Source organism: Paenibacillus mendelii (genome assembly GCF_024498075.1).
In the GTDB taxonomy this organism is placed as follows: domain Bacteria; phylum Bacillota; class Bacilli; order Paenibacillales; family Paenibacillaceae; genus Paenibacillus_Z; species Paenibacillus_Z mendelii.
The window spans coordinates 165,486-187,433 of the sequence record NZ_JANHOF010000001.1; the positions used below are offsets into that span (position 1 = coordinate 165,486).

A 21,948-nucleotide genomic window follows, 5' to 3' on the forward strand; every position below is an offset into this window, starting at 1 on the left:
CCTCCTACCAGATTCCCGATCCACCAAGTTTTTTGGCCACTTTGTTGGCTCCGATAATTAGAATGAAGCCGATCACGGATTTAAACAGATTCGTTGCAATCGCGATACTAAACTCAAGCTCCTCTAGCCCACGACGGAATACCCAGGTGTCGATGATGTCTCCAACCTCATACACGCGCGCATTCAGAAAGATATATATTTGTTCAAAGCCGGCATCCATGATATGGCCGATCTTGAGAATCAGCAGCAGCACGAATACGTCGCGGATTCCCGGGAGCGTGATATGCCACAGCTGCCTCCATCTTCCTGCACCGTCCACGACAGCTGCTTCATATAGCTCCGTGTTAATCGTAGCCAGTGCGGCAAGATAGATGATTGCTCCGAATCCTGTATTTTTCCACATATCTGTAAGCAGGATGATCGGTCGGAAATAGTCGTTGCTGGCCAGATAATTAACCGGGCTGCCGCCCAGCTCCCGAATGTAATAATTCACAATCCCAGAATCCTGTGCCAAGAAAGCAACAGCTAATCCGTACACGATCACCCAGGACAGAAAATAAGGGCCGTACGTAACGGTTTGGATGAGCCGCTTGAACCATAAGATACGAACCTCATTCAGCATGAGAGCAAGCAAAACATCGGGAAGCATGTTAAACAGGATCCTGTAGAGGCTGATCAATAATGTATTGCGAAGCAGCTCATAGAAATCGGGTGAGTTGAATATGATTCTGAAGTTGTCCAAGCCGACCCAGTCGCTGCCAATGATTCCTTTGCCCAGGCTGTAATCCTTGAACGCAATAATCATGCCTGCCATCGGGATGTAGTGATACACTACATAATAGAGCAAGCCTGGAATCATCATCAGATAAAACCAGCGGTACCGGGATAATGCTCCAGCAAATCGATGACGTAATGGCTTAGCACCCGCTGGGGAGCGCCTAAGAACAGCGTTTTGCTTCATTATGCCAACTCCCCCTTCCGTGCTCACTGATTTATTTTATAACACCGGCCGCTTTGATTTGTTCGGTATAGGTATCGATCATTTGCTGTCCGCCGTATTTCGTCAACAGCTCTTCCACATATTTCGGCCAATTGGACGCATCCGGTTCGTCGAATAGCACCTGAACCTGATATTCCCTCATTTTTTTGCGGAAATCCGCTAGGTTGAAGCCCACTGGCGGAGCAACATTCGTTCCGATCGAAGGGTACAGCTTATACGACTGAATCGTTTGGGTGATTTGACGGTCGCGATCCGACATTCTCTCATCGACGACTTCAAGTCCAAGCGGCTCATATTCCGGGTTATGCAAATAGAAGAAACGGTATACCTCCTGGAAATTCCCCTGTTCAACGACATCCTTCCTGTATGCATCCTGGTTAGATTGCGTTACGGTAATCGTATTGCCGGATCGCGTATAATGCTTGCCTTCAATCCCGTAATTGATCAGCAGGAAGCCTTCCTCACTTGCCATCCAGTCCAGAATTTGCACGATACGATCGATCTTCTCGGGGTTTTTCTCTGCTGTTTCGCGGGAGAACATAAACGGCTGATCAGGCAGGTTCTCTGTCCATGTTCCGGTTTGGGCAAAAGGATGGAACGGCATCCAATTCGCTTTGGGGTTTAAGGCTAATGTTTTGTTCTGGATACTCGTCGGCTCGCTGTCAAAAGCGAACGTTTTGCTGCCACCGATAATGATACCTGCTTTGCCGCCAACGGCCTTGTCCACATGCTCGGTACCCTTGAGCAGGAACCAGTCAGGATCCACCGTGCCTTTCTTCATCATGTCCTTGATTCCCTGCAGAACTTGCTCAACTGCCAGGTCGCTTTGAACGTCTACATATTTGTTGTCTCGCACCATAAGCGCACCGATCAACCCATTCTCGATCCACTGGGGAAAATCAAAAGAGAGAGAAGTGCCGTTCCCGACCGTCGTCAAGCCATACGTATCGTTCTTGCCGTTCTGATCCGGATCATCGAATGTAAAAGCATCCATCACCTTTATCATCTCTTCATAGTTGGTCGGCATTTGCAGCTTCAAGGTATCCAGCCAATCTTGGCGGATATAATAGGATCGGTATACCTCGCGGGGGAAAATAAGCGGAGCCCGTTCGAATTTCCCTTCGACTGCGTAGCGTTCAAGCTCCGTCTTGCTAATCCATTTGAAATAGTTCGGCATTTTCTCAGGGGTCACAAACGGCGACATATCCGCGGTGACACCGTCTAGGATAAATTTCTGGGAAGCGACTCCCGCCGCAGTAAACAAGTCTGGGGTATCTCCTGAAGCCAGCAGAAGGCTGATCTTGCTGTCAAAGTCCCCTCCTCCTGGCATGTACTGGATATTCAGATCAACATTGAACTTCTCCTCGATCGCTTGTCCGATGAAATCCGCATCCCCTTCGGGAAGCACAGCATCTCCCGATGAAGACACAAACCAATTGAGCTTGAGGCGTTCCTCACCGGAATCCTCTCCGTCCGTTTTTCCCGTTCCGGTTGAACCGGCATTTTCACTTGTTGATGTATTGCCTCCATTGTTCTTGTTCTCGGAAGTACAAGCACCAAGTATCAGAGCAAAAGCCAGAATCATAGCAAGCGGAATACATAGCTTCGACGCTTTCATGAATCACAACCCCCTCCTTGTCAGTATAACTGACATTTTAATACGATATATGTATCGTACCTGTATTATATTCTTTAAAAAAAACAAACGTCAACTATAATTTCAATCATGCAACCGCTATCAATTCTTTTTGTAATGATCGGATACTTTCTAGTTCATATTAATGATGCCATCTACACCCATTTTAGTGTGATATTATATAACATTGACTTGGAAACGCTCCTCATTATCCTCAGCTTTCGGACAAAACCTATCACGTAATTCGTTATTCCTTTGCCGATAACAATTGGCAGCAAATGCGCATTCAAACAACCTCGCCTGTTATCCGCGTAAGGATATGCAAAAAAAGGAGCTTCCGTCTCCGTATACAGACGTTCCAACTCCCAGTCCATCCTGCTGCAGTCATCCAACTTTAATCCCTTCATCTGGCTGAAGTAACCCAGCTTCGCGTTAAGCCGATTCAAGGCTCCACATGTATCACAATTCCTCCTTGTTCCGAATATACCAAACCGCTTCATCTATTTCCGAATCTTCCGAAGCAAGATGGCAGATTCGGGTGGACTGTTGATCCGACAGCACACCAATTCCAGTCGTCCTCATCTATGCTCCGCATACCTACAAATGTTGTCCTTTCCGATCTTCATTATTGAATGGCTAAAGCATCCTCCTCCTGACTTTTAATACAGATACATGTTATGTACCTGTATTAAAAACATTACTTGCTTTCTGTCTGTCTGTCAATTCCTTTTTCGTTAATACCTCTGGCGCTTGCCGATCTATTTGCTTCACTCTGAGAAAAGAGTGAATTGAGATATGAATCCACAAATAAAGAAGGCTGCCCCTGCTGCCTTCTTACTGAGCATTGATTTCGCTTCGACCGTTTTCTCCAGTTTAACGATAGTCTAATTACGTGTACTGCCCTTTATATACGCTGCCGGCTTATAAATCCTCCTATTCACTAAGAAAGTACTCGAGTCTATTCTTCACATCATACCAATCACAGTCAATAATTCCATAAATAACGTAGTCCATGCGATTGTATTTCTTTCTTAAAATCCCTTCTTTGGTTGCTCCCAATCGTTCAATGGCTTGTTGTGATCTCTCGTTCTCTGTCGTGGTTATAATCTCTACTCGCACCACTTTCAAAGTTTCAAATGCATACTTCAGCATTTACCTTCCAGTTCTGAGAATACATACATCCTAGATCCCTGCCTTTAATCAGTAGACTGGCTGCCAATTTGCATAGAATTACGGTTCAAGACACTTTTCATAAATCATTATTTCTTTATTATCCTTCATCGTAGTTTTTCTTACTTCTTTGAATCCTTGTTTTCTCCAAAACTTATGAGCGGGTTCATTCATAGAAAGAACTCCGATTCGAAATACGTTAACTTCTCGATCGCTCATAATTTTATAGAATGCATGCAGAGCTTGTTTTCCGTACCCCTTATGTTGGTACTCCTTCTTAATTGTCAGCAAACCTAACCAGGTGAAACCATCATTGGGGTTCATCATGAGAAATTCAATTATCCCCACATATGTATCATCATCTTTAATGAGAAATCGCTCAGCCCCCATGTTTAAGGACTCATTTATTTCAGCTGTTAAATCAATGGAAGTCCATTCATCCTTATCTTTGGATATTCGATTGAAGTACTTGTCCGAATTTATAATATCCAACTCAATTTGGATCAAGTCTACAGTTGATTTCACAAAATGTATCATTTCATACCCCTCGCGTAGATTCATTCCATACACAACTAATAAAGGATTTCATAGGAATCTATTTGTTCATCTCTAAATATCACTTTCGTATTTGCTAATGCATCTTTAATTCGTTGAACGGTAAAGCTTGAGATCGGTTTGGGCAGCTCCTCAATGCTGTAGAATCCGTATTGATCAATTTCTTTGTTATCCACCGTTATGACACCCTCATATTCAAAGGCTTTGAACGTGTAGATGTACCTATTCTTATGCGGTTGAAAATACATGCCCGACACTTCCATATCTACTGCACTAATATTGGTCTCTTCTTTAAGTTCTCTAGCAGCTGCATCCCATACCGATTCTCCATCTTCAACCATTCCTCCCGGAATCGACCAGCTCTTTATTCCGTAGGTTTGATGTACGAGCAGTACACGATTGTGCTTATCGATTATAATAATTCCTGAAGCATCTTGACCTTTCTGCATTCGAATTCCTCTTTTCTTTACTTGGAATTATCCACCTTATCTAAAAATGCTTTAATTACGTTTATCTGTAGTTTCAGACAAGACCGGGCATATAACCAGTGGCGTTAATGTAAATATGGCATCAGTAATACAAAAAGCCGGTTAAACTACCCGACTTTTGTGTGAGTTGAGACGGAATGTCATCGTTATTTAGACTCTGCGTTCCATACCGTTGTTGAACAGCTTGGCAATGTAGCCGCGGCTTTGCTGCAGCTCAACTTTGAGATCTGTGGATTTGCATTCGACTGAAATAAATCCTTCATAGTTGCATCTCCTCAATTGCTCCACAAATTCAGTATAGGGATAAGCGCCTGTTCCAGGTGAGTTTCTGCCGGAGTCGGCAAGATGAATGTGGGCTAACCATTCCTTGTGCTGCTCGAGTGTATCCAACGGCTCCTCGTCCTCCTGCATATGATAGAAATCAGCCAGCACACGGATTTCAGGCTGATTCACTAATTGGGCGAATTCAGCAGCCTCGCCAACCCGGTTAATGAAGTTGCATTCCTTCTGATTTAACGGTTCAATAGCCAACGTAATCCCCGTCCCCTTGAAGCGAGATGAAATAAGGGCCAATAGTTCAAGAAACTGTTCTTGGGCTCTTCCGTATTCCCAGCCAACAGGGATCTGCCGGGCTCCTCCACTGCCCAGTACTGCAATTTTCGCACCAACTGATTCCAGAGCTTCAGCGGCACGTGCAACGTATTGCTTCATCCTCTCCTTGTCCACTGACGGCCCAACCACCTTTAGATCGCCAGGAAAAAAGCAATTAAACGCCGCAGTCGGGATGACGCGATCCCGATACCTCGGAAGCAATTGACGGTGCGCTTCGCGGTCTTCCAGACATAAGCTAACCAAGGCACACTCTATGAAGTCATATCCACTCTCAGCTAGATCATCGACATGTTGTAATTCGCTGCACCAACCGACTTTGTACATGCGATCAACTCCTCGTTATAGATTGCATCTACGAAAAGATATACGATTCTTATCTCCCTGACCGGACTAAGTTTAGATTTGATTCTTCATCCGCTTTATAAATCCACGCTTCACGCCTTGATATCCGATCGATTCATAAAATCTGTGAGCGTCTTCTCGGCCGTCACTAGAGGCTAAAATAATATAGTTACAATTAGATGCTGCAGCATTGTTTTCTAGTACTTTCATTAGCATCTTACCTATGCCCTTCCCCTGATGGATGGGCGAGACAACCACATTCTCTACCAGCATATAAGGATTACAATTCCCTACGATGTCCATACAAACAATTCCCATTGCTGTCCCTATGACATGCTCGTCTTTACAGGCAACAACGACGTGATAGTTAGGGAGACCTGAGATGATTTCGATCTTTTCTTGCATTTTATCGATATCAGATTCTCTTCCTATAAACGCAATAAATAGATCCGACAAAGCACGTGCATCGTCTTTTCTTGCTTCTCTTATTTCAAGGCTTACGGGAATCACCTCCCGGTTAATTTACATAACGGTTCTGTGCGACCTAGGCAAACTTCATACCTTGGGAACACAACCTATTCCGTTCTTACCTGGTATTATATACCACTTTTGGATTTGAAGCATAACGATTTCCTTGATCGACAACGCGAGGTCGCTTGTAGACAAAATCGCCCTGTCCATCATTTCTGGACAGAACGATTTTTTTGTCATCTTTTTATGAAGATATGCTGGTCTTAATGTTTCCTTGCTCCGAATTCCCCCACTTCTGCACCCATTTTTCCATTTCTTTCAGGGCGGTTTGAAAATCGCTGCCCTTCTCTGTCAATGAATACTCAACTGTTACAGGTACAGTCGGGAAGACCTGACGAAGTACAAGACCTTTTTGTTCCAAGTGGCGGAGTGTATCTGTAAGGGACTGCGTTTTAATAACCGCTACATTTCGTTGAAGCTGATTAAACCGCTGCGGTCCAGAAAGTAATTCGTTCAAGACTAGGAAAGACCACTTGGCCCCAAGAATCTGCAAGACTTCACAAATACTCGAACTTCCATTGTCCGAACTTGAGTGGGAAGAAACGTAATTCTCCATGCCATCACCTCCTAATAAAAAGTAAGTTAGTCAAATTAGATTGCTTATATCCGAGTACTTTGCCTTCTTACAATATGATTGTTACCGCTCTATACTGACAATATCATAAACCGAAGGGAAGGAAAACGAATGAATCGATGGACCATTTACGTACTTGCTCTGGGGGTCTTCTTAACCGCCACTTCCGAGCTGGTTGTCGCCGGAATTCTTCGTGTTATTGCAAATGACTTGAACATCTCCATTGCCTTTGCCGGGCAATTGATCACGGCCTACTCTCTGGCCTTTGCGATTGGAACTCCGTTATTCGTTTCACTGACTTCCCGCATTGGACGCAGAAAAGTACTAATCGGCGCATTAGCAGCATTCATCTTAGGTTGTCTGGCTTCCTTCTGGAGCAGGGATATCTCAACCTTGATCATGGCTCGTATCCTTCTGGGGGTAAGCTCAGGTGTCTATATTGTCGTAGCACTCGGTGCCGCTTCCCGAATTGTTCCTCCTGATCAATTAGGCCGTGCGATCAGTACGATCGTTCTCGGTTTCAGCAGTGCGATGATTATGGGAGTACCGATCGGAATTGCCATTACGAACTGGTGGAACTGGCAAGCTATTTTCATACTATTAGGCCTATTCAGCTTGTTGATTACATTCGTGATTTACCGCCTGCTTCCGGAGATCGATGGAGACGAACCGATTTCATTCCGACAACAATTCAAAGTGCTGGGAAGCGTCGTGATCGTTAGTGGGTTGTTCCTTACCTTCTTCAGGGAATCGGGCAATTCGGTCCTGTTTACGTACTTAACGCCATTTATGCAAGACATCCTTCATATTAGAGCATCGAGCATCAGTATCGTCATGCTTGTGTTGGGTCTATTCGGTGCAATCGGCACACGCTTGGGCGGTTACGGGATCGATCGATGGGGAGCTTCACGCATCATTGCTTGCTGCACCATCGTTCATGCTGCTGTCCTGGCGCTGCTTCCCCTCTTTGCTGAATCAATGATCATCGGATTAGTGCTGATTTCCCTTATGGTTGTCTCTATGTTCATGGCCGGTCCAGCCACTCAAACGTATTTTATCCAACAAGCACCTCAGTCCTCTAATCTCATACTCAGTATAAATACATCGATTGTGAATTTGGGATTGGCGGTAGGAGCCGGGGCTGGCGGTGCAATGATAGAGGTCAACTCCACCGTTATGTATAATCCATGGATGGCAAGTATCGTTGTTGCGTTAGCACTAGTGGCTGCATACATGAGTTTTTCGATGGGGAAGAAGCGGGTAGTAGCGCTGCAAAAGCGAAAGACATCCCTTTAAACAGCCTACTGTTTATACAACGTTCTGCGTTAATGGGACGTCTCATCTAGACGGATCGAAGTGATATTCTCGTTGTGAATACTCTGCAGGAGAATACCACTAGAATGGTTAAATCTTGTGTTATACTGTGAAACTTGTGTGCAGCATGAGCGGGTACATAAATGATGGAGCCTTGCTGCACCTCGAAATCTTCATTTTCGATACAGAATCTCCCTTCACCTTGGACAACATGATAGATCTCGTCTTCAATGCCATAGTCCCTCCCTATCCCTTCTACATATAAATAACTCATTTCATAATGAGCGACTGTTCAACATCTATAAGTATTATCTTACTTGGTATGTTGGTTATATTCGTGCTTGTTATTTCTATTCGCTGGTCTGCTTCAAGCAACTCCAATACCTCAGGTACAATGATCTTAAATCTCTGCATCTTCCCGTCATCACTTAATACATGTATGATTTTCCCCTCTTTATTAATAATTTTCCCACTAATGATTCTTCTCTCTCTAGAAAACAAGTCTATGGTAATAACAACAGCCAACCCCAGAAAGACAGCTGTAATTAAAAAGGAAATGAACCCGACACTCCTTGCATGATTTTCGATTATTAATCGGATAATGGATAAGACGAATTGCACAGAACATATCACAAGTAGGATGAGCAAGATCTTTCTAGGCTTTAAATTAATATCCATTCCCCTCCTGCGGATCAGCTTACTGGTATTATATCCCATGTGAGAGCTGCTCGTATCTATTATTCCAACAAAAAAAGCCCCGCGGCGCTTATTCGGGTTTCTCCTTCGCTCTTTTACAGCGTGTGTTGTTAAAATCTTTAACTCACCATAAACTCAATTACAGGATAAGATACAAGGTTGCGATCACGATATGTACTCGCAATCACATCACCATGTGTACTTAGAATTCCATTTTGCAATAACACTGTTTTAAAACCTCTTTCTTTTGCACCGTTATAGGTGAAGAGTACGCATTGCTCTGCAGCAAAACCCGCCACTATAACTAGACTAATTTGTTGTTTTATTAAAATCTGTTCTAAATCTGTATTCCAGAATGCATTTGATTCTTCCTTAGTAATCCGGATATCAGTTTCGTTGACTTCGATCTCCGGGATAATAGGAAGTAACTCAGGGTTATGGTCATCTGCTCCCTCGATATCCTGAACATGTATGACACAATGATTATTTGAACGAAGCAGATCTGCAACATGGTTGATGTGTTCACATGCTCCAGCGACATTAAGTTCATTCTTTTGATTGTGTAAAAAAACTTCCTGCATATCTACAATTAAAAGTCCTATCTTCATTGTAAGTCTCCTCTTGTGTTGGATGTGTTTGTAATATCATCAAGCAAAACGCACTTAGCTTACCTTATACGGTTACCCCATTCATCCTTCGTTATCTGCTTAAACCCAAGCTCATAGAGCGGCGCAACTTGAACCTTCCATTCCTTAGCATTATGAGTGTCAACAGCTACAATATCCAGGTTATCAAACGCATACTGTATCATTATATCTAAAGCTTCAACATCTTCACCATATTGATTATACAGAGTGATTGTTCAATTTCTTTCCAATCAAGAACTCTCTGAATATTCTCATGAACACATTATAAGGTTTGTTTAGCAATAATACGTTGATTCCATTACTCGCTAATTCAATAGCATGTCTCGGGTGATCTTTAATAAATAGGGTCACTTCTAGCTTCTTCGCGCTTCCGCTTTACCTTCTGTATGTTCAGAAGCACAATGATACTCTTCAATAGCTATGCTGTCTTTCTTGATCCACTCAATGGCAGAATCCATCCATTCTGTTGCCGGGCGGTAATTAATACAAGCTTCCCTTTATCACTCAGCTTCTTAATTACTTCAACTACGCTGCCTTCAGGTTTAATTTGGTTCAAATGAAATTGATTTGTAGAAAAGAAACTAAAAAATTGATTAAAATCATACTGATACAAATCTGAAACTTCATATAATAACTCGTGTAAAACGTGTTGTTTAAGCGGGATTACGTCTTAATTGGTCGCTCTTTACTTATGGTATGGATGGTTATTGATGCAGTAAGCTCGGTAAATTTGTTCAATAATAATAGTCACTTTGAGTCCAATATCCATTCCCATAGGGCTTAGTGCTAATGTTTGGTCAGATGGAATGCACTCCGGCTCCAATTATAACCGCTACATCAGACCTACCTGATGTTCCCAACTCATCTATTCTAGAAGCAAATTGTTCAGAAGATAGCATTGTGCCATTTGTATGTATAAGTATTTTATAGGACTTATCAGTAAGTTTATTCACTAGTTGTTCTTCCCGCTTCATGTGGTGTAATTGCCACCCCAAGGAAGAATAACTTGTATTAAACCTACAGTGGGATTATTGTCATCAATATTCCGCCACTAAACCTAAATATAATGAGACGAAGGTAACCGAGAAATTGGCACCTTCGTCTTTTTGTTGTGCTTCCTCAGTGTTACCTAATTCCTTAAGTCCGTGTTCTATCCCCTATCACCAAGAAACTTATCCACTACCTCAGATTTATTTTACAAACCCATTTAGTTGATCTTCCCAACCTGCGAGGCATACGCTATCATATTACATCGCCATATTTATACGGTAACAGCGATAAACTACTGAGAGAGGTGATTTCATGGAATTCGTTGATTTCGTTGACAAAGGGTTTGAAGATGCAGTGAGGACAGTATTGGGTACGGCACAAGAGTGGTTAACACAGGGGGATATTAATGTTATCAGTGGGATTTTGGTCAGTACAGCAACAGACGCGGGTTCTCCCTGTTCCTTGGTTGTTAGACACGATTGTCAATAAACTGGTGGAGGAAGCCGTCCGTACCGGTGTAACGATCTGTCACAATAAGAACGTTATCGAAATTAGTCATGAGGGGGCCGTCCGGCATATTCTCTTCAACAATGGAGACGGCAAGTAGAAACGACAATGCGACGAACCATGGGATCTTCGACCTCTCGGTCTACCCAATCCGTTAAGCTGACACCGGTTAACTTCTCTAGGTTCATTTTACGCAATTTCAACATCAGATTAATAAACTCCATTTTCCCGGACCATGACATTAAAGTAGATGTCATCAAAGACAATCCACCTGCCGGCAAAGGGAGGACCTGATTCTGATCCACTACCGCCACCTGACTTTTCCAACAATACAACGGACAAACCGGCTTTGGCCATTAGAATTGAAGCTGACAAACCAGTTAACCCCCGCCGATGACGGCGACATCAAATTTCCCTTCCACACCTGATCACCTCATTATCAATATAATGGTAATTTTTATGATAGCATGTCTATTTTATGAAGATTATATGAAAACACACAAAAAAAACGAGTCCCTCACTTTGGTAGTCCCTCGCCTCATTCACTATTTCCAAATTTGAAAAATACAGCAGTTAATCGATAGGTAACCTTTACATTTCGAAGTTTTCCCTTCCAGCAAATAGTCGAGTGACTGTTGCTGTTCTTCCAAACATTTTACAAAAGATCACTGGAGTCAGCAATACACAATTTTTGAGAGCGATATTAAGGGAGTTAACAAAACGTGGTGTCTTCTATCCAGGCTTAGTTTCCGAGCTAAGGAGAACGGTTACTTTCCGAAAAAATCTATCAGATCATGCATATGTTTTCTTTATTGAGTGGAGGTTCTAATGCATGATACAAAGAGACTTAAAAAATTTCCCGCTATAGGCGGAAAGAGCCGCCTTCTTTTACTTTTGTTCAACTGTTGAAGCATATTATCTACCAAGGAGAGATCACCAGGTAAAGCCTGTGGGTCCCCACCATTGTTGGGCCAATTCCGAATCTGTCCAAGCAGCCCACAACTCTAAGGAGCTTTTATATGGGGAGCGGTAGCTGCTCAATTTCTGATGATTTGTATCATGGTTAGACAGTTCGAACCATCCACTTATTGGGCCCGGTAAATGTCATTGTCAACGTTTGATGAATTTCCACTTACTGTAAGTCAACAAACGCCATACCCATTCTACCGGTCCGAACTTGTATCTACGTAGCCACAACTGGCTAGCCCATACTTGAACGACAAATATAAGAACAGAAAGTACAAATCCCCATAACGGCGAAACCTCTCCGTATAATCCAAGACCGAAGCTGTAAAATATAAAGGTACAGATAATAGATTGCAATAAGTAAATTGTAAGTGCCATACGTCCTGCTGCTTGCAAGGGATTTAGTAGCTTCCGCCATATTTTATTCTGGATCAATAGTAAAAACGAGGTTATATAAAATATACTGAGCGCTGGTCCAGAGATGAGTACACCTGCAAAATGCGCATAGTTATATCCACTATTCTCGGTATCGACTGTTGTATATAAGAAAAATTGAAATAAAGCTCAGCGATTCGTTCGCCCCGATTAACTGGATTCAAATCTACTTGGTTATAATCCATGCTCTTCATCTCCTTGGCTCGTATCAAACAGTTTCTGCAGAAGCGTGATCGTTATATCGACCCCTTTTTCAAAAAAATGCGAGAATATTTGAAGAAATACCCTCCTCGGAATCTAAAAACTCACCAAAAGTTTTCTTACCAAAATAGACGATATCACGCACAATGAGCAATGACCAGTTATTGCCAAAAGTCTCCAACGAGAAATTAATCGGGCAATGTGATTATTATCTGAACGGTGGATTCATGGTCGCTAAAATTGTTGAATGAGCTCCATATACCCCTCTTAAGAACTGCTAAACAGGTAGTTCTGCTATGTTGTGCGCTCAAACGCTACTACGAGCAAAGAAATCTTCATAAAAAAATCGTACGCAAAGTCTGGATGAAATACACCACTCCATCCATGCCATCGCGATTAGGATACTTTACAAAATATCTAAGAAAATTAGTAGGTACGGTAATTCCACTCGCCACTGGAGTATTTTCGGCTCGGTTAAGGATACATGTTCTTATCCATTTCGGCTATGTGATGAAACCGATATGGCCCGTAAAGAACCACCATCCCGATAGACTCCTGATTCATCCCGATCCCTCCGAGCCTTTATAAGTTCGAAAACCCCCATAAGATATGCAAAATTACGACCGTTTCCCGGTAAAGAATGAAATAGTGGGAAACGGTCGTAGTAAAAGTACCCTTCGAACCAAAACAATTTGACTTTAATGAACCTTTCTTACAGCGTATAACCCGGGATGTCTAAGACCGTGCGCTCAGGGGATGCCTTCCCCGCTTCCCGCAGCACCAGGCTGTCCGGATCTATGCTGGTATTGTCACGCCGATAGGTCCAGGTCAATCGATAGGATCCTGCATCGGGGACGATCACGAACACGCCCGTTCCGTCCCGGTTGCGGATCACCTTCGCGGGTGTATTCCCGTACAGTGCGCCGGAAGGAAACTTGCGGTTATGCAGAATGCCCGCGCTTCCTGCCTGCCGGAGCCGAACCCTAACCCCGCCATTCCGGAAGCGAATCGTTCCCGCTTCATCAAGAGCGGCGGCGGATCGGTGCAGCATACCCGCCTCGGCGGCGTCCGGAATCTGACCGGAACGGACCCGAATTTGCGTGCCTGCCGCATACCGTTTCTCACGCCCGAACCGGTAATAGGTCGCCCATGCCGGCGCAGCCACGCAAACTTCCTCGAACCGGGCACCGGGATCACCTGATGCGTAAAGCCCGATACTACCGGAAGGAATGTCTCCGTCCTCAATGCGGAACAGCGGGTAGCCGTCCAAATATCCCGACATGACCGGTCCGTCCAGATCGACTGTGAACAGGTGCCGCTGCCCCTTCGCGATGCTGCTTCCTTCTCCCCACAAGTATGTCTCCACGCCGTTCTTCCTTTTGACGACCAGACTCGCCCCACCCGGCATCGAGGAGAATTTATAAAAGTTATTATCATCCTTATATCGGAAGATAACGCCTATCGCACCGTTAGCCTCAGTCCGAAGAACGACGCTAATGCGGTAATCCGTCCAGCCGGCATCACCCGCGAGCGCATAGGTGCCGCGCTCGTTAGGATCCGCAGCCGGCGTACTGACCTTGCCAGTCTGCAGCAGCTCCTCTCCGCTGCAGCTCCAGCTGCCTTCGCCTTCAGCCTCCGGATCGGTTGCGAAGGTCCAGCATCCGGGAACGAGGGCGGCGAAGGAATCTGTCAGTAGCCAATCCGAGAAGGCGAGCTCAATGGGGTACAGCTCTACCCGCGAGAATCGTATGTCCGTGCCTCCTGAACAGAACAAACCGATGCTTCCTGACGGGATATCCTTATCGTTGACAACGAATGCCGGAACGTCGTCGATGAATCCCCGAAGCTCCGAACCGATCGCTATAATCGTCAATTCGTAAGTTTGGCCGAGCTGGTAACTATTCCGATCCTCCCATAGGACCATGGTGATTCCCGCCTGGCGCTTCACCAATCTTCGGAAGCGGGCCCCTTGGTCCATCACGAAGCCGTAATAGTCGCCTGGTCCCGCGAAGCGGAACAGGAGTCCCATGATCCCTCCGTTCATTGATCGAAGCGCGGCCTTGATTATCAAATCTCCCTTTGGGGTTCCCGGCAAAATAGCGGCTGCGCCGGATAGCGCCGGTTTGGCATCCAAACCGAATAGAGTCCCCGTCTGTCGCAGTTCGCCGTCTGTCGTTCCCCAACTCGCCGTTCCCCACACGCTACCTAGATTAGGGAACGTCCATCCGGCCATGTCGCCGGTGCGGAAACGGTCGCGGAACAGCGCTTTCGCCGACAATGGCGGCCGAACGACCTCGACGCGCTCGAACCTCGCCCCGTTGTTCTGTGAGCTGTACAGGCCGACTTGACCTGAGCCATGCGTTCCGTCCGTCAGCTCGAACAAGCGGTTCCCGTCTACGTATCCGGTAAGCCGGTTCCCGACGGCATCCACCGTGATTGTGAACGGTATCCCTTGGACATAGCTTCCGCTCGCTTCCCATAGTACGGATGCCGCGCCGTCCTTCATGCGAATCAGACGACGGAAGGCCCGCTTCTGATCGAGCGATAGCCTGTAATAGTTAGACGGATCCCGGTAGCGGAACATAACGCCGATAGCGCCGTCTCCGTCGGAGCGGGCCTGCACCTGCAGCCGGTAATCCCGCCAGTCCGATCGGCCGGATACGGCATACGTTCCAGGCGCGGCTAGCATTGCCGAGCCATAGACGCCTGAGCGTTGTTCCAGCGATCCATCGCCCAGCATCCAGACCGAAGGAGCATTCAGCTCGCCTTCGTCCCGGATCGTCCATCGGCCGACGCGGCGCACGGACTCCATTACGGCTATCCGTTCAAAGGAGGCCGCGATATTCGCGCGGGTATACAGTCCGATTCTCCCTTGGCCGATCGCCCCGTCATTGACGCTGAACAACGGCAAGCCGTCCAGATGGCCGATCAGCTCGCTCCCGTTCATCGTTATCGTAAGCTCATAGCTATGGTTGCGGACGTAGCGCACTTTGTCCTGCCACAATACCGTCTCGATACCCGCGACGCGGCGGACCAGCTTCCTGAAGCTCCGTTCCTTATCCATCACGAAGATATAATAATGATCCGTATCTTCATATCTAAAAATGACGCCAATCGCGTCGTTATCCTTGGAACGCAGACGCACCGAGAGGACGATGTCCCGCCATTCCTGAGGCCCTCCGATTGCAACGGTGCCCGGCTGAACGATATCTTCGTTGAAGCCGTAAATATTGCTGTCCTGGACGATCGATCCGTCTGCCGCTTGCCAATTCGACGGACCGTCATAAGCGTACGGCGCATCTGAAATCTCGAACCCGCCCAAGACGTCGTCATCCAGGAACGCATGCCAGAGCAGCGGCGAGTTCGCCAGTGCCTCTACACTCAAGGCTTCGAAGTGGGCGTCGAGGTTGGCCCAGCAGTAGAACCCGATTTGTCCGGACGCCAGCTCCCCATCCTTTAAGCAGAATAGAAGCTCGCGGTTCAGATAACCGATCAGCAAATCTCCGAACATGTCAATCACAAGCTCATAGCGGACCCCGACTTGATAGGAGACTTTGTCTTCCCATAAGACGGTCACATTGGCATTGCCGCCGCCTGCTTTTCTGATGAGGCGGCGGTATCTGCGGTCTCGGTCCATCGAGAAGCGATAGTAATGGTTCGGGTCGCGGTAGCGGAACACGAGTCCGATCGCGTCGTCATCGCCCGAACGCAGCGCTGCCCGCACCCGGATATCTGTCCATGCGGCCGACCCCGTGATCGCGAGCGTGCCCGGCTTCTCCGGATCCTTATCACCCCCCGACCCGCCGTACAGATTGCGCAGCTGCACGAGGTGGCCTGACGCGATTCGCCAATCCGACGGCCCGTGGCTTCTCCCTTCGTCCACGATCGAATAATGATCCAGCGCGTTCGGGCCGAAATCCTCCACGAATAGCATACCGGAATCACGGTCCGCGAAGTCGTCCAGCAGAAGCGGTCCGTCGTCCGATGGATTCGCAATAGGCCCGGGCGGGCATGCATATTCAATGCTCAGGTTCGACAAGTCGGAGGGCTCCCTGAGCATCAAGGTCACATGCTCATCGCTCGGCTGAGAGGAACCGGAAACGGCGCCGATCGCCTTAATCTCTTCTGGCCGGACCTGCGGCGCGGGCATCTTTAGCCCCGCCAGACCAACCTGGAGGTCCGTGCGGCTCCAAACAATCGGTTCTGGACTGCGAAGCAGCAGCGCGCGCACCTTTCCTTGGGATTCGATCCTCTCAATCTCGACCCTGCCGCTTGGTGATTGTGCGATAGCACAGGCCAATTCTCCGATTAAAGCCTCGTAGCTACGGTACTCTACATCCGACGGTACTGCCTGCGGTGAGACAGCTTCGGCTTCATACGCTGCCCACGCCTTATCCGTCATACTCTCCGCGGCAACCGGCCAAACCGCATCCTGATAGCTGTGAAGGTGATGGACAAAATTCGCAAAAGACGAAGTAGTAAACGAGTACCGATAGACCGCCGGGGCATCCATCCGGTAATCCTCCACCCGTACGTCGCTGAAACGCGTCCCCAGGTTGCCCCAGGCATACAGACCGATGCTGCCCGCGTCATTGGAACTATCGGTGACGGCGAATACCAGCGTCCCGTTCATATAGACCTTCAGCGAGTCCCCCACCACCTCGATCGTGATCAGCTCATCCCGATCGGGCACGTAAACGTAATCATCCTCAGCCAAAATCGTATGGACACCGCCGAAGACCCTTATGAATCTGCGGTACTTGCGCTCCCGGTCCATAACGAACCGGTAATGGTGCTTATGATCGCGGAAGCGGAAGACGACGCCGACCGCATCGTCGTCCATCGAACGGAGATATGCGCTGAACTTGTAATCCGTCCATCGGGACGGTTGGTCGCGATGGGACGCAGGCAGATTCCGATCTTCGCCGATCAGCAGCATCGTGCCTGGCTTGTTAGGATCCGAGCGCAGCAAGTTCCCTCCCCAAATCTCGGTCAGCGACTCGATCCAACGGCTGCCTTCAGCGGCATTCTCCCGGACTTCCCAACGAGACGGGCCGGCATACTGGCCTTCATCAAGCACCTTCCAGCGTCCGAGCGTTCCGGCAGGGCCCGAAACGATGGTTCCGGTGGGCCAATCGCCGAAGTCGTCATGCCACAGCAGCGGCACAAGCTTGGCTTCATAAATGGTATCAGCATCCAAGACGTGAGGAGCGGCGGACAACGTCACGCTGCGAAGGATGGGATCCTCGTCGACAGACACGCATTTGCTTTGATTAACCAGCTTCAGATGGCGAATCTCGCTCCGGGTCAAATTCAATTGATCGCTCCGTCCCCAAAGATTGGACAAGGAGACGAGCCTGCCTTCCGCATCCCGGACGGGCCGGTTATTGTTGTCGTACAAATACAGCCCGAGATCCCGCCGGTCGATACGATACATAAGGTCGACATAATCTTCGTTAAACGCGACGCCGACATCGTAAGCGCGATAGACCGGCTTCGGCAGCATCGGCTTCTCGCCCTCGCCCGGCACGGTGGGCGGTACCGTCTGTGCAACATACCGCTTTAGATCGTCCAATCCGCTGACGAAACCGTCCGGGCTCTGTCCGGCGGGAATCGACAGCTTCGCCAGACCCGGAGGTCCTTCCGTACGGAAATAGACGTATTTCTTCTGCTCCTCCACCCGTTTAACATAAGAGAGCTCCCTGAGCCCTTCCGCCTGGACGGTGGCAATCACCTTCAGACGGTAGGTTGAATTCGGCAGGAGCACTTCACCGCTCTGCGACCATCGCGCCGTTTCGGAGACCATATGTTCGGTCATCGTTTGGCGGCGCACCGCTTCGACACGGTCGCCTTCTTCTCCGGCGCAGATGCGGAACAGGTGGATTTGGTAGCCGCCCGTCAGCTCCACGCGGACAATTCCGAGCCCCGTCAATTCCAAACGAGGATTGTCGGCGGCACCGCCGTTGTAAGGGCCATAGGCCTTGCCGTTCCCATCATAAGCGGTCACGGAAACGCCTTCCACGTCCGTCACGACGAGTTCGACGCGGTCGACGGGCTTAGGCAGCGCGATCGAAATGACATTTCGTACGGATTGCATCGGGCCCGAAGGCGCACGTGACGGAAAGATCAGTGCATTCTTCAACCCTGCTACCGCGCTCGCGACCGTCACGACGCTCTGCTTCGCCGGAGCCATCCAGCTCAGCGTAAAGCTGCTCGGCTGCGATGACGTCCAAGGCGATATCAAGATGGTATTGCTGGGCTGCCGCTCAAAGTCGAGGCAAGCTCTCTCGCTGGGTACGGGCGGGATACACGGATAATCCGCATACTCCTCCGTGAACCACTCCTCCCATGACCCGTTCGTATGCCGGGAATAGTTGAACGGCGAGCGCGACCACAACCACAGCTTTGTCTGCGCCGTGAACGCGCCTTCTCCGCTCGGCAGCTGCGGAACCGGCGCCCAGGAGCCCCACAGCTTCTCCGCACCGGCAGGCGCCCCAGCCGTTGTTTGGGCGATCGTCTCCCACACCGTGCCGTTTTTGCGCTGCAGCTCGATCGAATTCAGCGCATACCTGGCTTTCATCGGACCTTCGCCCTTGTCCGGGTCGCCCACCGTCTCCCACGGAACCGGCTGCGGATTGACTCCGGCGAACGCATCGTCGTTGACCGACCGGCTGAAGGTCAGATGCGGGCGCACGTCGAGCGGCACGACCGGAATCGCCGCCGGATTCGGTTCGACGCCTTCGTCCATGTAGGGAACCGGCCATCCGGCCGTTACCTTGAAGTGCTCCAAGGTGGCTTCCTGCAGAGGCTTCGGCAGAGCCGGCTCTTTAGGCTCCGGCCCCCACTCCAGCTTCACGTCGGCAGTCAGGTCGGGAAGCGGCCACGGCAGCTCGAGCGAAGAATGCAGCTCGCCAAGCAGATGGAAGGGATCGAACACGTCCGCCGACAGCTTCGCGTCCGCCGAGATCCCGAGCCCGATGCCGAATGCGGATAGCTCGAGCTTGCCATGCAGCCAGACGTCGCCGTGGAAATGCGCGGGCCTGAAGCTGATCGCCGCGTTTCCTTCCAGCCATGCCTCGACCACGAGCTTCAGCGGACCGAACTTCCAGCTCTCGTCGTAGCCGATCCATGCGCCCATCGCCAGCGAGCGGGCATCCAGCATGAAGTAGGCATTGGCTTCGAACAGTTTGAACAGCTCGGCGCGAATACGCTTATCGCGAGGCTCTTTCTCTCCCAAATACAGGTGCCAAGCCGAGGCGTCCTGGAAGTTGAAGTACGCTTCCGCACCTCCGCGAATGTCAATGAGTTCGCCGCCTATCCCGTATTTATAGCGGGCGTCCAGACCGACCTCCAGCATGCCCGCCCGGTTGTCGATGACCGCGAGCGCTCTGAACGTAGGATCATCGCTCAGTTTGGCCCGATCCTGGAGCAGGTTCGCCTTGCCTTCAATCAGGATAATCGGTCCCGGGAATATGATGACGAGCAGCATCTTGCCCGAGAACGTAAACCCGTTGTCCGCTACCGTGCCGATTGTCACGCCGGCACCGAGCGCGAGACTGTCTTGGTTGTTCTTCCATTTTTCTTTAAGCTTTTCGATGCCGGCAGGCGTTCTTTTGTACCAGTGCTCATACCATTCTTCCTCCGGCTTCCTATTCGGCTCCATTTGATAGGCGAACAGGCCGGACAGCCCGTACAGGGCAAGCCCCGTCGACCAGAGCGGAATGCCCGCCGGAAGCTCCGCCCCCAAATACAGGGCGAAGAAGTTATACCCGTTCGTCGATCCGATGACGATCGTCGCATCGAGCTCCAATCCGAGCGAAGGAAGCTTCACCCGGATGTCTCCGTCGAACCGGTTGATGTCGTTCCCCGCCTCCTTCAGCTTTCGGTAGGATACTGCGCCCTTGAATTGCAGCGTCCCGGGGATTTCAAGTTCAACGCCTACGCCGTTCATAGAAATGCCCGGCGGCCTGCCGGACCCGTCGTCGTACCATGTGACACGCAGGCCTTCGACCGATGCGCCGGCTGGCAGCCCGTCTACCAGCTTGAGCCCGCCGGAGAACCCGATCCAGCTGCCGCCGTCGTCGCTTTTGCCAAAGCCTAGCTTCGTAATTTCGAGACGGAAGCCGTACAAATTGAATGCATATTGCTCGCGCAGATTCAGCCATCCGCCCTCGAGGCGCACGTTGCCGTCCGAATCGACGGCGAGCTCCTCCACTTTGAAGGCAGGCCAATCGAGCGCGGGCGCGCCGAAGGTAGGACGGACCTCCCCGCTAAGCATAGCGGTGAACTTCCCGTCCATCAAGCGGAAGCCTAAGCTATCCAGCTTCATCGTTAGCACGGAATTACTGACGGCTGCCAGCCCGCCGGCTGCATTCGCCAGCTTCACCGTCACGCCTCCGTCGCCGATTCCGAGGTCGACGTCGACAGGCGCATTGAAGAAGGGCAGCGTCATCCGTCCGCTGATCTTGGAGGCCGTTAGCGCGTTCTGCCGGAAGGAGATTTCCGCCTTGCTCAGACTAAGTCCCATGCCGAACAGCTGCGCCGATAGCGCCGACCCCCAGACGGCGCTGACGCTGCCGGAGAACCCGCCGTTGCCGATATAGCCGTTAGTCAGCTCCAGCTGCCCGACGATCTCTGCCAGCTCGCCGGGCAAATATAGTCCTGCCTTGGCGATATGAAAGCCTCTCCATCCGGCAGGCATGCCCGGCGGCGGGCTGTTCGCGTCCAGAAACAGGCGGATGTCTTTAGCTTCGATGACAATCCCGGTGCTGCCGATGAAACAAGGCGGCAGATCGATACTGACTCCCCCGCTGATCCCGAAGTTGCCGTCCATGTCCATGGATATCGTTACTTTGGCAAGCGTGATATCCACATGATCGGCAGCGGGATCAGGTTCGAACGTATCCGGCTTATCCGGCAATTCCGCATGCAGCATGCGCGCCGGCTTTAGAAGGCTCGCATCGAGGCGCAAGCAAATCGGGACGTCGATAATCCGGACGGTCGGTACCGGTTCGGACTCGAACCTGAAGTGAAAGGCAGAATGGGAGCCTCCCGGAGCAAACACGAGCTTCAGAGCGTCCAGTCCCGGAATGCCGACGGCGAGCTCCGTCTCGAACAGCACACCGGTATTTACGGTAAGGGACGGTTCGCGTATCATTTCCAACGGCTCGATCCATATGCGTTCGAAAGCTTCAAGCGGCGGAGGGTCCAACAGGCTCTTCGGCCACATGGATTCCACGTAGCGGCGAAGGGAAACGTATGCGGTCGTACTCATGATCCATCCT

16 protein-coding genes and 1 pseudogene are annotated in these 21,948 nt (G+C 49.3%); 2 read left to right on the forward strand and 15 right to left on the reverse strand.

The window, feature by feature from the left end; translation table 11 throughout:
• Positions 1 to 4: 4 nt before the first annotated feature.
• The 8 genes from NNL21_RS00765 to NNL21_RS00795 all read right to left on the reverse strand — a co-directional run bounded on the left by NNL21_RS00765 (position 5) and on the right by NNL21_RS00795 (position 6,890).
• Positions 5 to 961 (reverse strand): ABC transporter permease, encoded by a 957-nt coding sequence (locus tag NNL21_RS00765; RefSeq protein ID WP_204815503.1) that lies wholly within the window; start codon positions 959 to 961, stop codon positions 5 to 7.
• 31 nt (positions 962 to 992) lie between these two features.
• A complete protein-coding gene (locus tag NNL21_RS00770; RefSeq protein ID WP_204815504.1) occupies positions 993 to 2,618 on the reverse strand; it encodes a type 2 periplasmic-binding domain-containing protein in 1,626 nt (541 codons plus the stop codon).
• A gap of 951 nt (positions 2,619 to 3,569) precedes the next feature.
• The gene (locus NNL21_RS36700; protein WP_373567511.1) at positions 3,570 to 3,788 is read right to left on the reverse strand and encodes a GNAT family N-acetyltransferase; all 219 of its coding nucleotides are present in this window, start codon (positions 3,786 to 3,788) and stop codon (positions 3,570 to 3,572) included.
• 78 nt (positions 3,789 to 3,866) lie between these two features.
• Positions 3,867 to 4,343 (reverse strand): GNAT family N-acetyltransferase, encoded by a 477-nt coding sequence (locus NNL21_RS00775; RefSeq protein ID WP_204815505.1) that lies wholly within the window; start codon positions 4,341 to 4,343, stop codon positions 3,867 to 3,869.
• A 35-nt stretch (positions 4,344 to 4,378) separates the two neighbouring features.
• Complete coding sequence (locus tag NNL21_RS00780) at positions 4,379 to 4,810, reverse strand: NUDIX hydrolase (RefSeq protein WP_204815506.1); 432 nt, start codon at positions 4,808 to 4,810, stop codon at positions 4,379 to 4,381.
• Between the two features lie 189 nt (positions 4,811 to 4,999).
• A complete protein-coding gene (locus NNL21_RS00785; protein WP_204815507.1) occupies positions 5,000 to 5,785 on the reverse strand; it encodes a sugar phosphate isomerase/epimerase family protein in 786 nt (261 codons plus the stop codon).
• Positions 5,786 to 5,857: 72 nt separating this feature from the next.
• Entirely contained in the window at positions 5,858 to 6,313 is a 456-nt protein-coding gene (locus tag NNL21_RS00790; RefSeq protein ID WP_256554988.1) for a GNAT family N-acetyltransferase, read from the reverse strand.
• 205 nt (positions 6,314 to 6,518) lie between these two features.
• A complete protein-coding gene (locus NNL21_RS00795) occupies positions 6,519 to 6,890 on the reverse strand; it encodes a winged helix-turn-helix transcriptional regulator (protein ID WP_204815508.1) in 372 nt (123 codons plus the stop codon).
• A 129-nt stretch (positions 6,891 to 7,019) separates the two neighbouring features.
• Here NNL21_RS00795 and NNL21_RS00800 point away from each other — a divergent pair, with 129 nt between their 5' ends.
• Entirely contained in the window at positions 7,020 to 8,204 is a 1,185-nt protein-coding gene (locus NNL21_RS00800; protein WP_204815509.1) for an MFS transporter, read from the forward strand.
• A 46-nt stretch (positions 8,205 to 8,250) separates the two neighbouring features.
• Here NNL21_RS00800 and NNL21_RS36705 read toward each other — a convergent pair whose 3' ends face one another.
• The 5 genes from NNL21_RS36705 to NNL21_RS36715 all read right to left on the reverse strand — a co-directional run bounded on the left by NNL21_RS36705 (position 8,251) and on the right by NNL21_RS36715 (position 10,539).
• Positions 8,251 to 8,496: a cupin domain-containing protein gene (locus NNL21_RS36705; RefSeq protein WP_204815510.1), complete on the reverse strand. Its 246-nt coding sequence runs from the start codon at positions 8,494 to 8,496 to the stop codon at positions 8,251 to 8,253.
• Positions 8,493 to 8,900 carry a hypothetical protein gene (locus NNL21_RS00805; protein WP_204815511.1) on the reverse strand — a complete coding sequence of 136 codons (408 nt, stop codon included), beginning with the start codon at positions 8,898 to 8,900 and terminating at the stop codon, positions 8,493 to 8,495. Before NNL21_RS00805 ends, NNL21_RS36705 begins: the two co-directional genes overlap by 4 nt.
• A 137-nt stretch (positions 8,901 to 9,037) precedes the next feature.
• Positions 9,038 to 9,526 (reverse strand): cysteine hydrolase family protein, encoded by a 489-nt coding sequence (locus NNL21_RS00810; RefSeq protein ID WP_204815512.1) that lies wholly within the window; start codon positions 9,524 to 9,526, stop codon positions 9,038 to 9,040.
• A gap of 724 nt (positions 9,527 to 10,250) precedes the next feature.
• The gene (locus NNL21_RS36710; RefSeq protein ID WP_373567512.1) at positions 10,251 to 10,388 is read right to left on the reverse strand and encodes a 23S rRNA (pseudouridine(1915)-N(3))-methyltransferase RlmH; all 138 of its coding nucleotides are present in this window, start codon (positions 10,386 to 10,388) and stop codon (positions 10,251 to 10,253) included.
• On the reverse strand, positions 10,363 to 10,539 hold the full coding sequence (locus NNL21_RS36715) for a 23S rRNA (pseudouridine(1915)-N(3))-methyltransferase RlmH (RefSeq protein WP_204815514.1): 177 nt from the start codon (positions 10,537 to 10,539) through the stop codon (positions 10,363 to 10,365). The genes NNL21_RS36710 and NNL21_RS36715 overlap by 26 nt, the downstream gene beginning before the upstream one ends.
• 422 nt (positions 10,540 to 10,961) lie before the next feature.
• On the opposite strand from NNL21_RS36715, the gene NNL21_RS00815 reads away from it, so the two are divergent.
• The gene (locus NNL21_RS00815; protein ID WP_204815515.1) at positions 10,962 to 11,162 is read left to right on the forward strand and encodes a hypothetical protein; all 201 of its coding nucleotides are present in this window, start codon (positions 10,962 to 10,964) and stop codon (positions 11,160 to 11,162) included.
• 1,010 nt (positions 11,163 to 12,172) lie between these two features.
• On the opposite strand, the pseudogene NNL21_RS36720 reads toward NNL21_RS00815, so the two are convergent.
• Together NNL21_RS36720 and NNL21_RS00820 are read right to left on the reverse strand one after the other, a co-directional pair.
• A pseudogene (locus tag NNL21_RS36720) lies at positions 12,173 to 12,550 on the reverse strand (DUF418 domain-containing protein); the annotation flags it as partial.
• An 826-nt stretch (positions 12,551 to 13,376) separates the two neighbouring features.
• Positions 13,377 to 21,938, reverse strand: coding sequence for a LamG domain-containing protein (locus NNL21_RS00820; protein WP_204815516.1), 8,562 nt, complete (start codon positions 21,936 to 21,938; stop codon positions 13,377 to 13,379).
• Positions 21,939 to 21,948 lie beyond the last annotated feature (10 nt).

Coding starts and splice junctions, on each gene's coding strand:
- NNL21_RS36700 (WP_373567511.1), bottom strand. CDS start 3,788: ATGCTGAAGTATGCATTTGAAACTTTGAAAGTGGTGCGAGTAGAGATT.
- NNL21_RS00765 (WP_204815503.1), bottom strand. CDS start 961: ATGAAGCAAAACGCTGTTCTTAGGCGCTCCCCAGCGGGTGCTAAGCCA.
- NNL21_RS00795 (WP_204815508.1), bottom strand. CDS start 6,890: ATGGAGAATTACGTTTCTTCCCACTCAAGTTCGGACAATGGAAGTTCG.
- NNL21_RS00770 (WP_204815504.1), bottom strand. CDS start 2,618: ATGAAAGCGTCGAAGCTATGTATTCCGCTTGCTATGATTCTGGCTTTT.
- NNL21_RS00810 (WP_204815512.1), bottom strand. CDS start 9,526: ATGAAGATAGGACTTTTAATTGTAGATATGCAGGAAGTTTTTTTACAC.
- NNL21_RS36715 (WP_204815514.1), bottom strand. CDS start 10,539: ATGAAGCGGGAAGAACAACTAGTGAATAAACTTACTGATAAGTCCTAT.
- NNL21_RS36705 (WP_204815510.1), bottom strand. CDS start 8,496: ATGAGTTATTTATATGTAGAAGGGATAGGGAGGGACTATGGCATTGAA.
- NNL21_RS00785 (WP_204815507.1), bottom strand. CDS start 5,785: ATGTACAAAGTCGGTTGGTGCAGCGAATTACAACATGTCGATGATCTA.
- NNL21_RS00805 (WP_204815511.1), bottom strand. CDS start 8,900: ATGGATATTAATTTAAAGCCTAGAAAGATCTTGCTCATCCTACTTGTG.
- NNL21_RS00775 (WP_204815505.1), bottom strand. CDS start 4,343: ATGATACATTTTGTGAAATCAACTGTAGACTTGATCCAAATTGAGTTG.
- NNL21_RS00815 (WP_204815515.1), top strand. CDS start 10,962: ATGTTATCAGTGGGATTTTGGTCAGTACAGCAACAGACGCGGGTTCTC.
- NNL21_RS00820 (WP_204815516.1), bottom strand. CDS start 21,938: ATGAGTACGACCGCATACGTTTCCCTTCGCCGCTACGTGGAATCCATG.
- NNL21_RS00800 (WP_204815509.1), top strand. CDS start 7,020: ATGAATCGATGGACCATTTACGTACTTGCTCTGGGGGTCTTCTTAACC.
- NNL21_RS00780 (WP_204815506.1), bottom strand. CDS start 4,810: ATGCAGAAAGGTCAAGATGCTTCAGGAATTATTATAATCGATAAGCAC.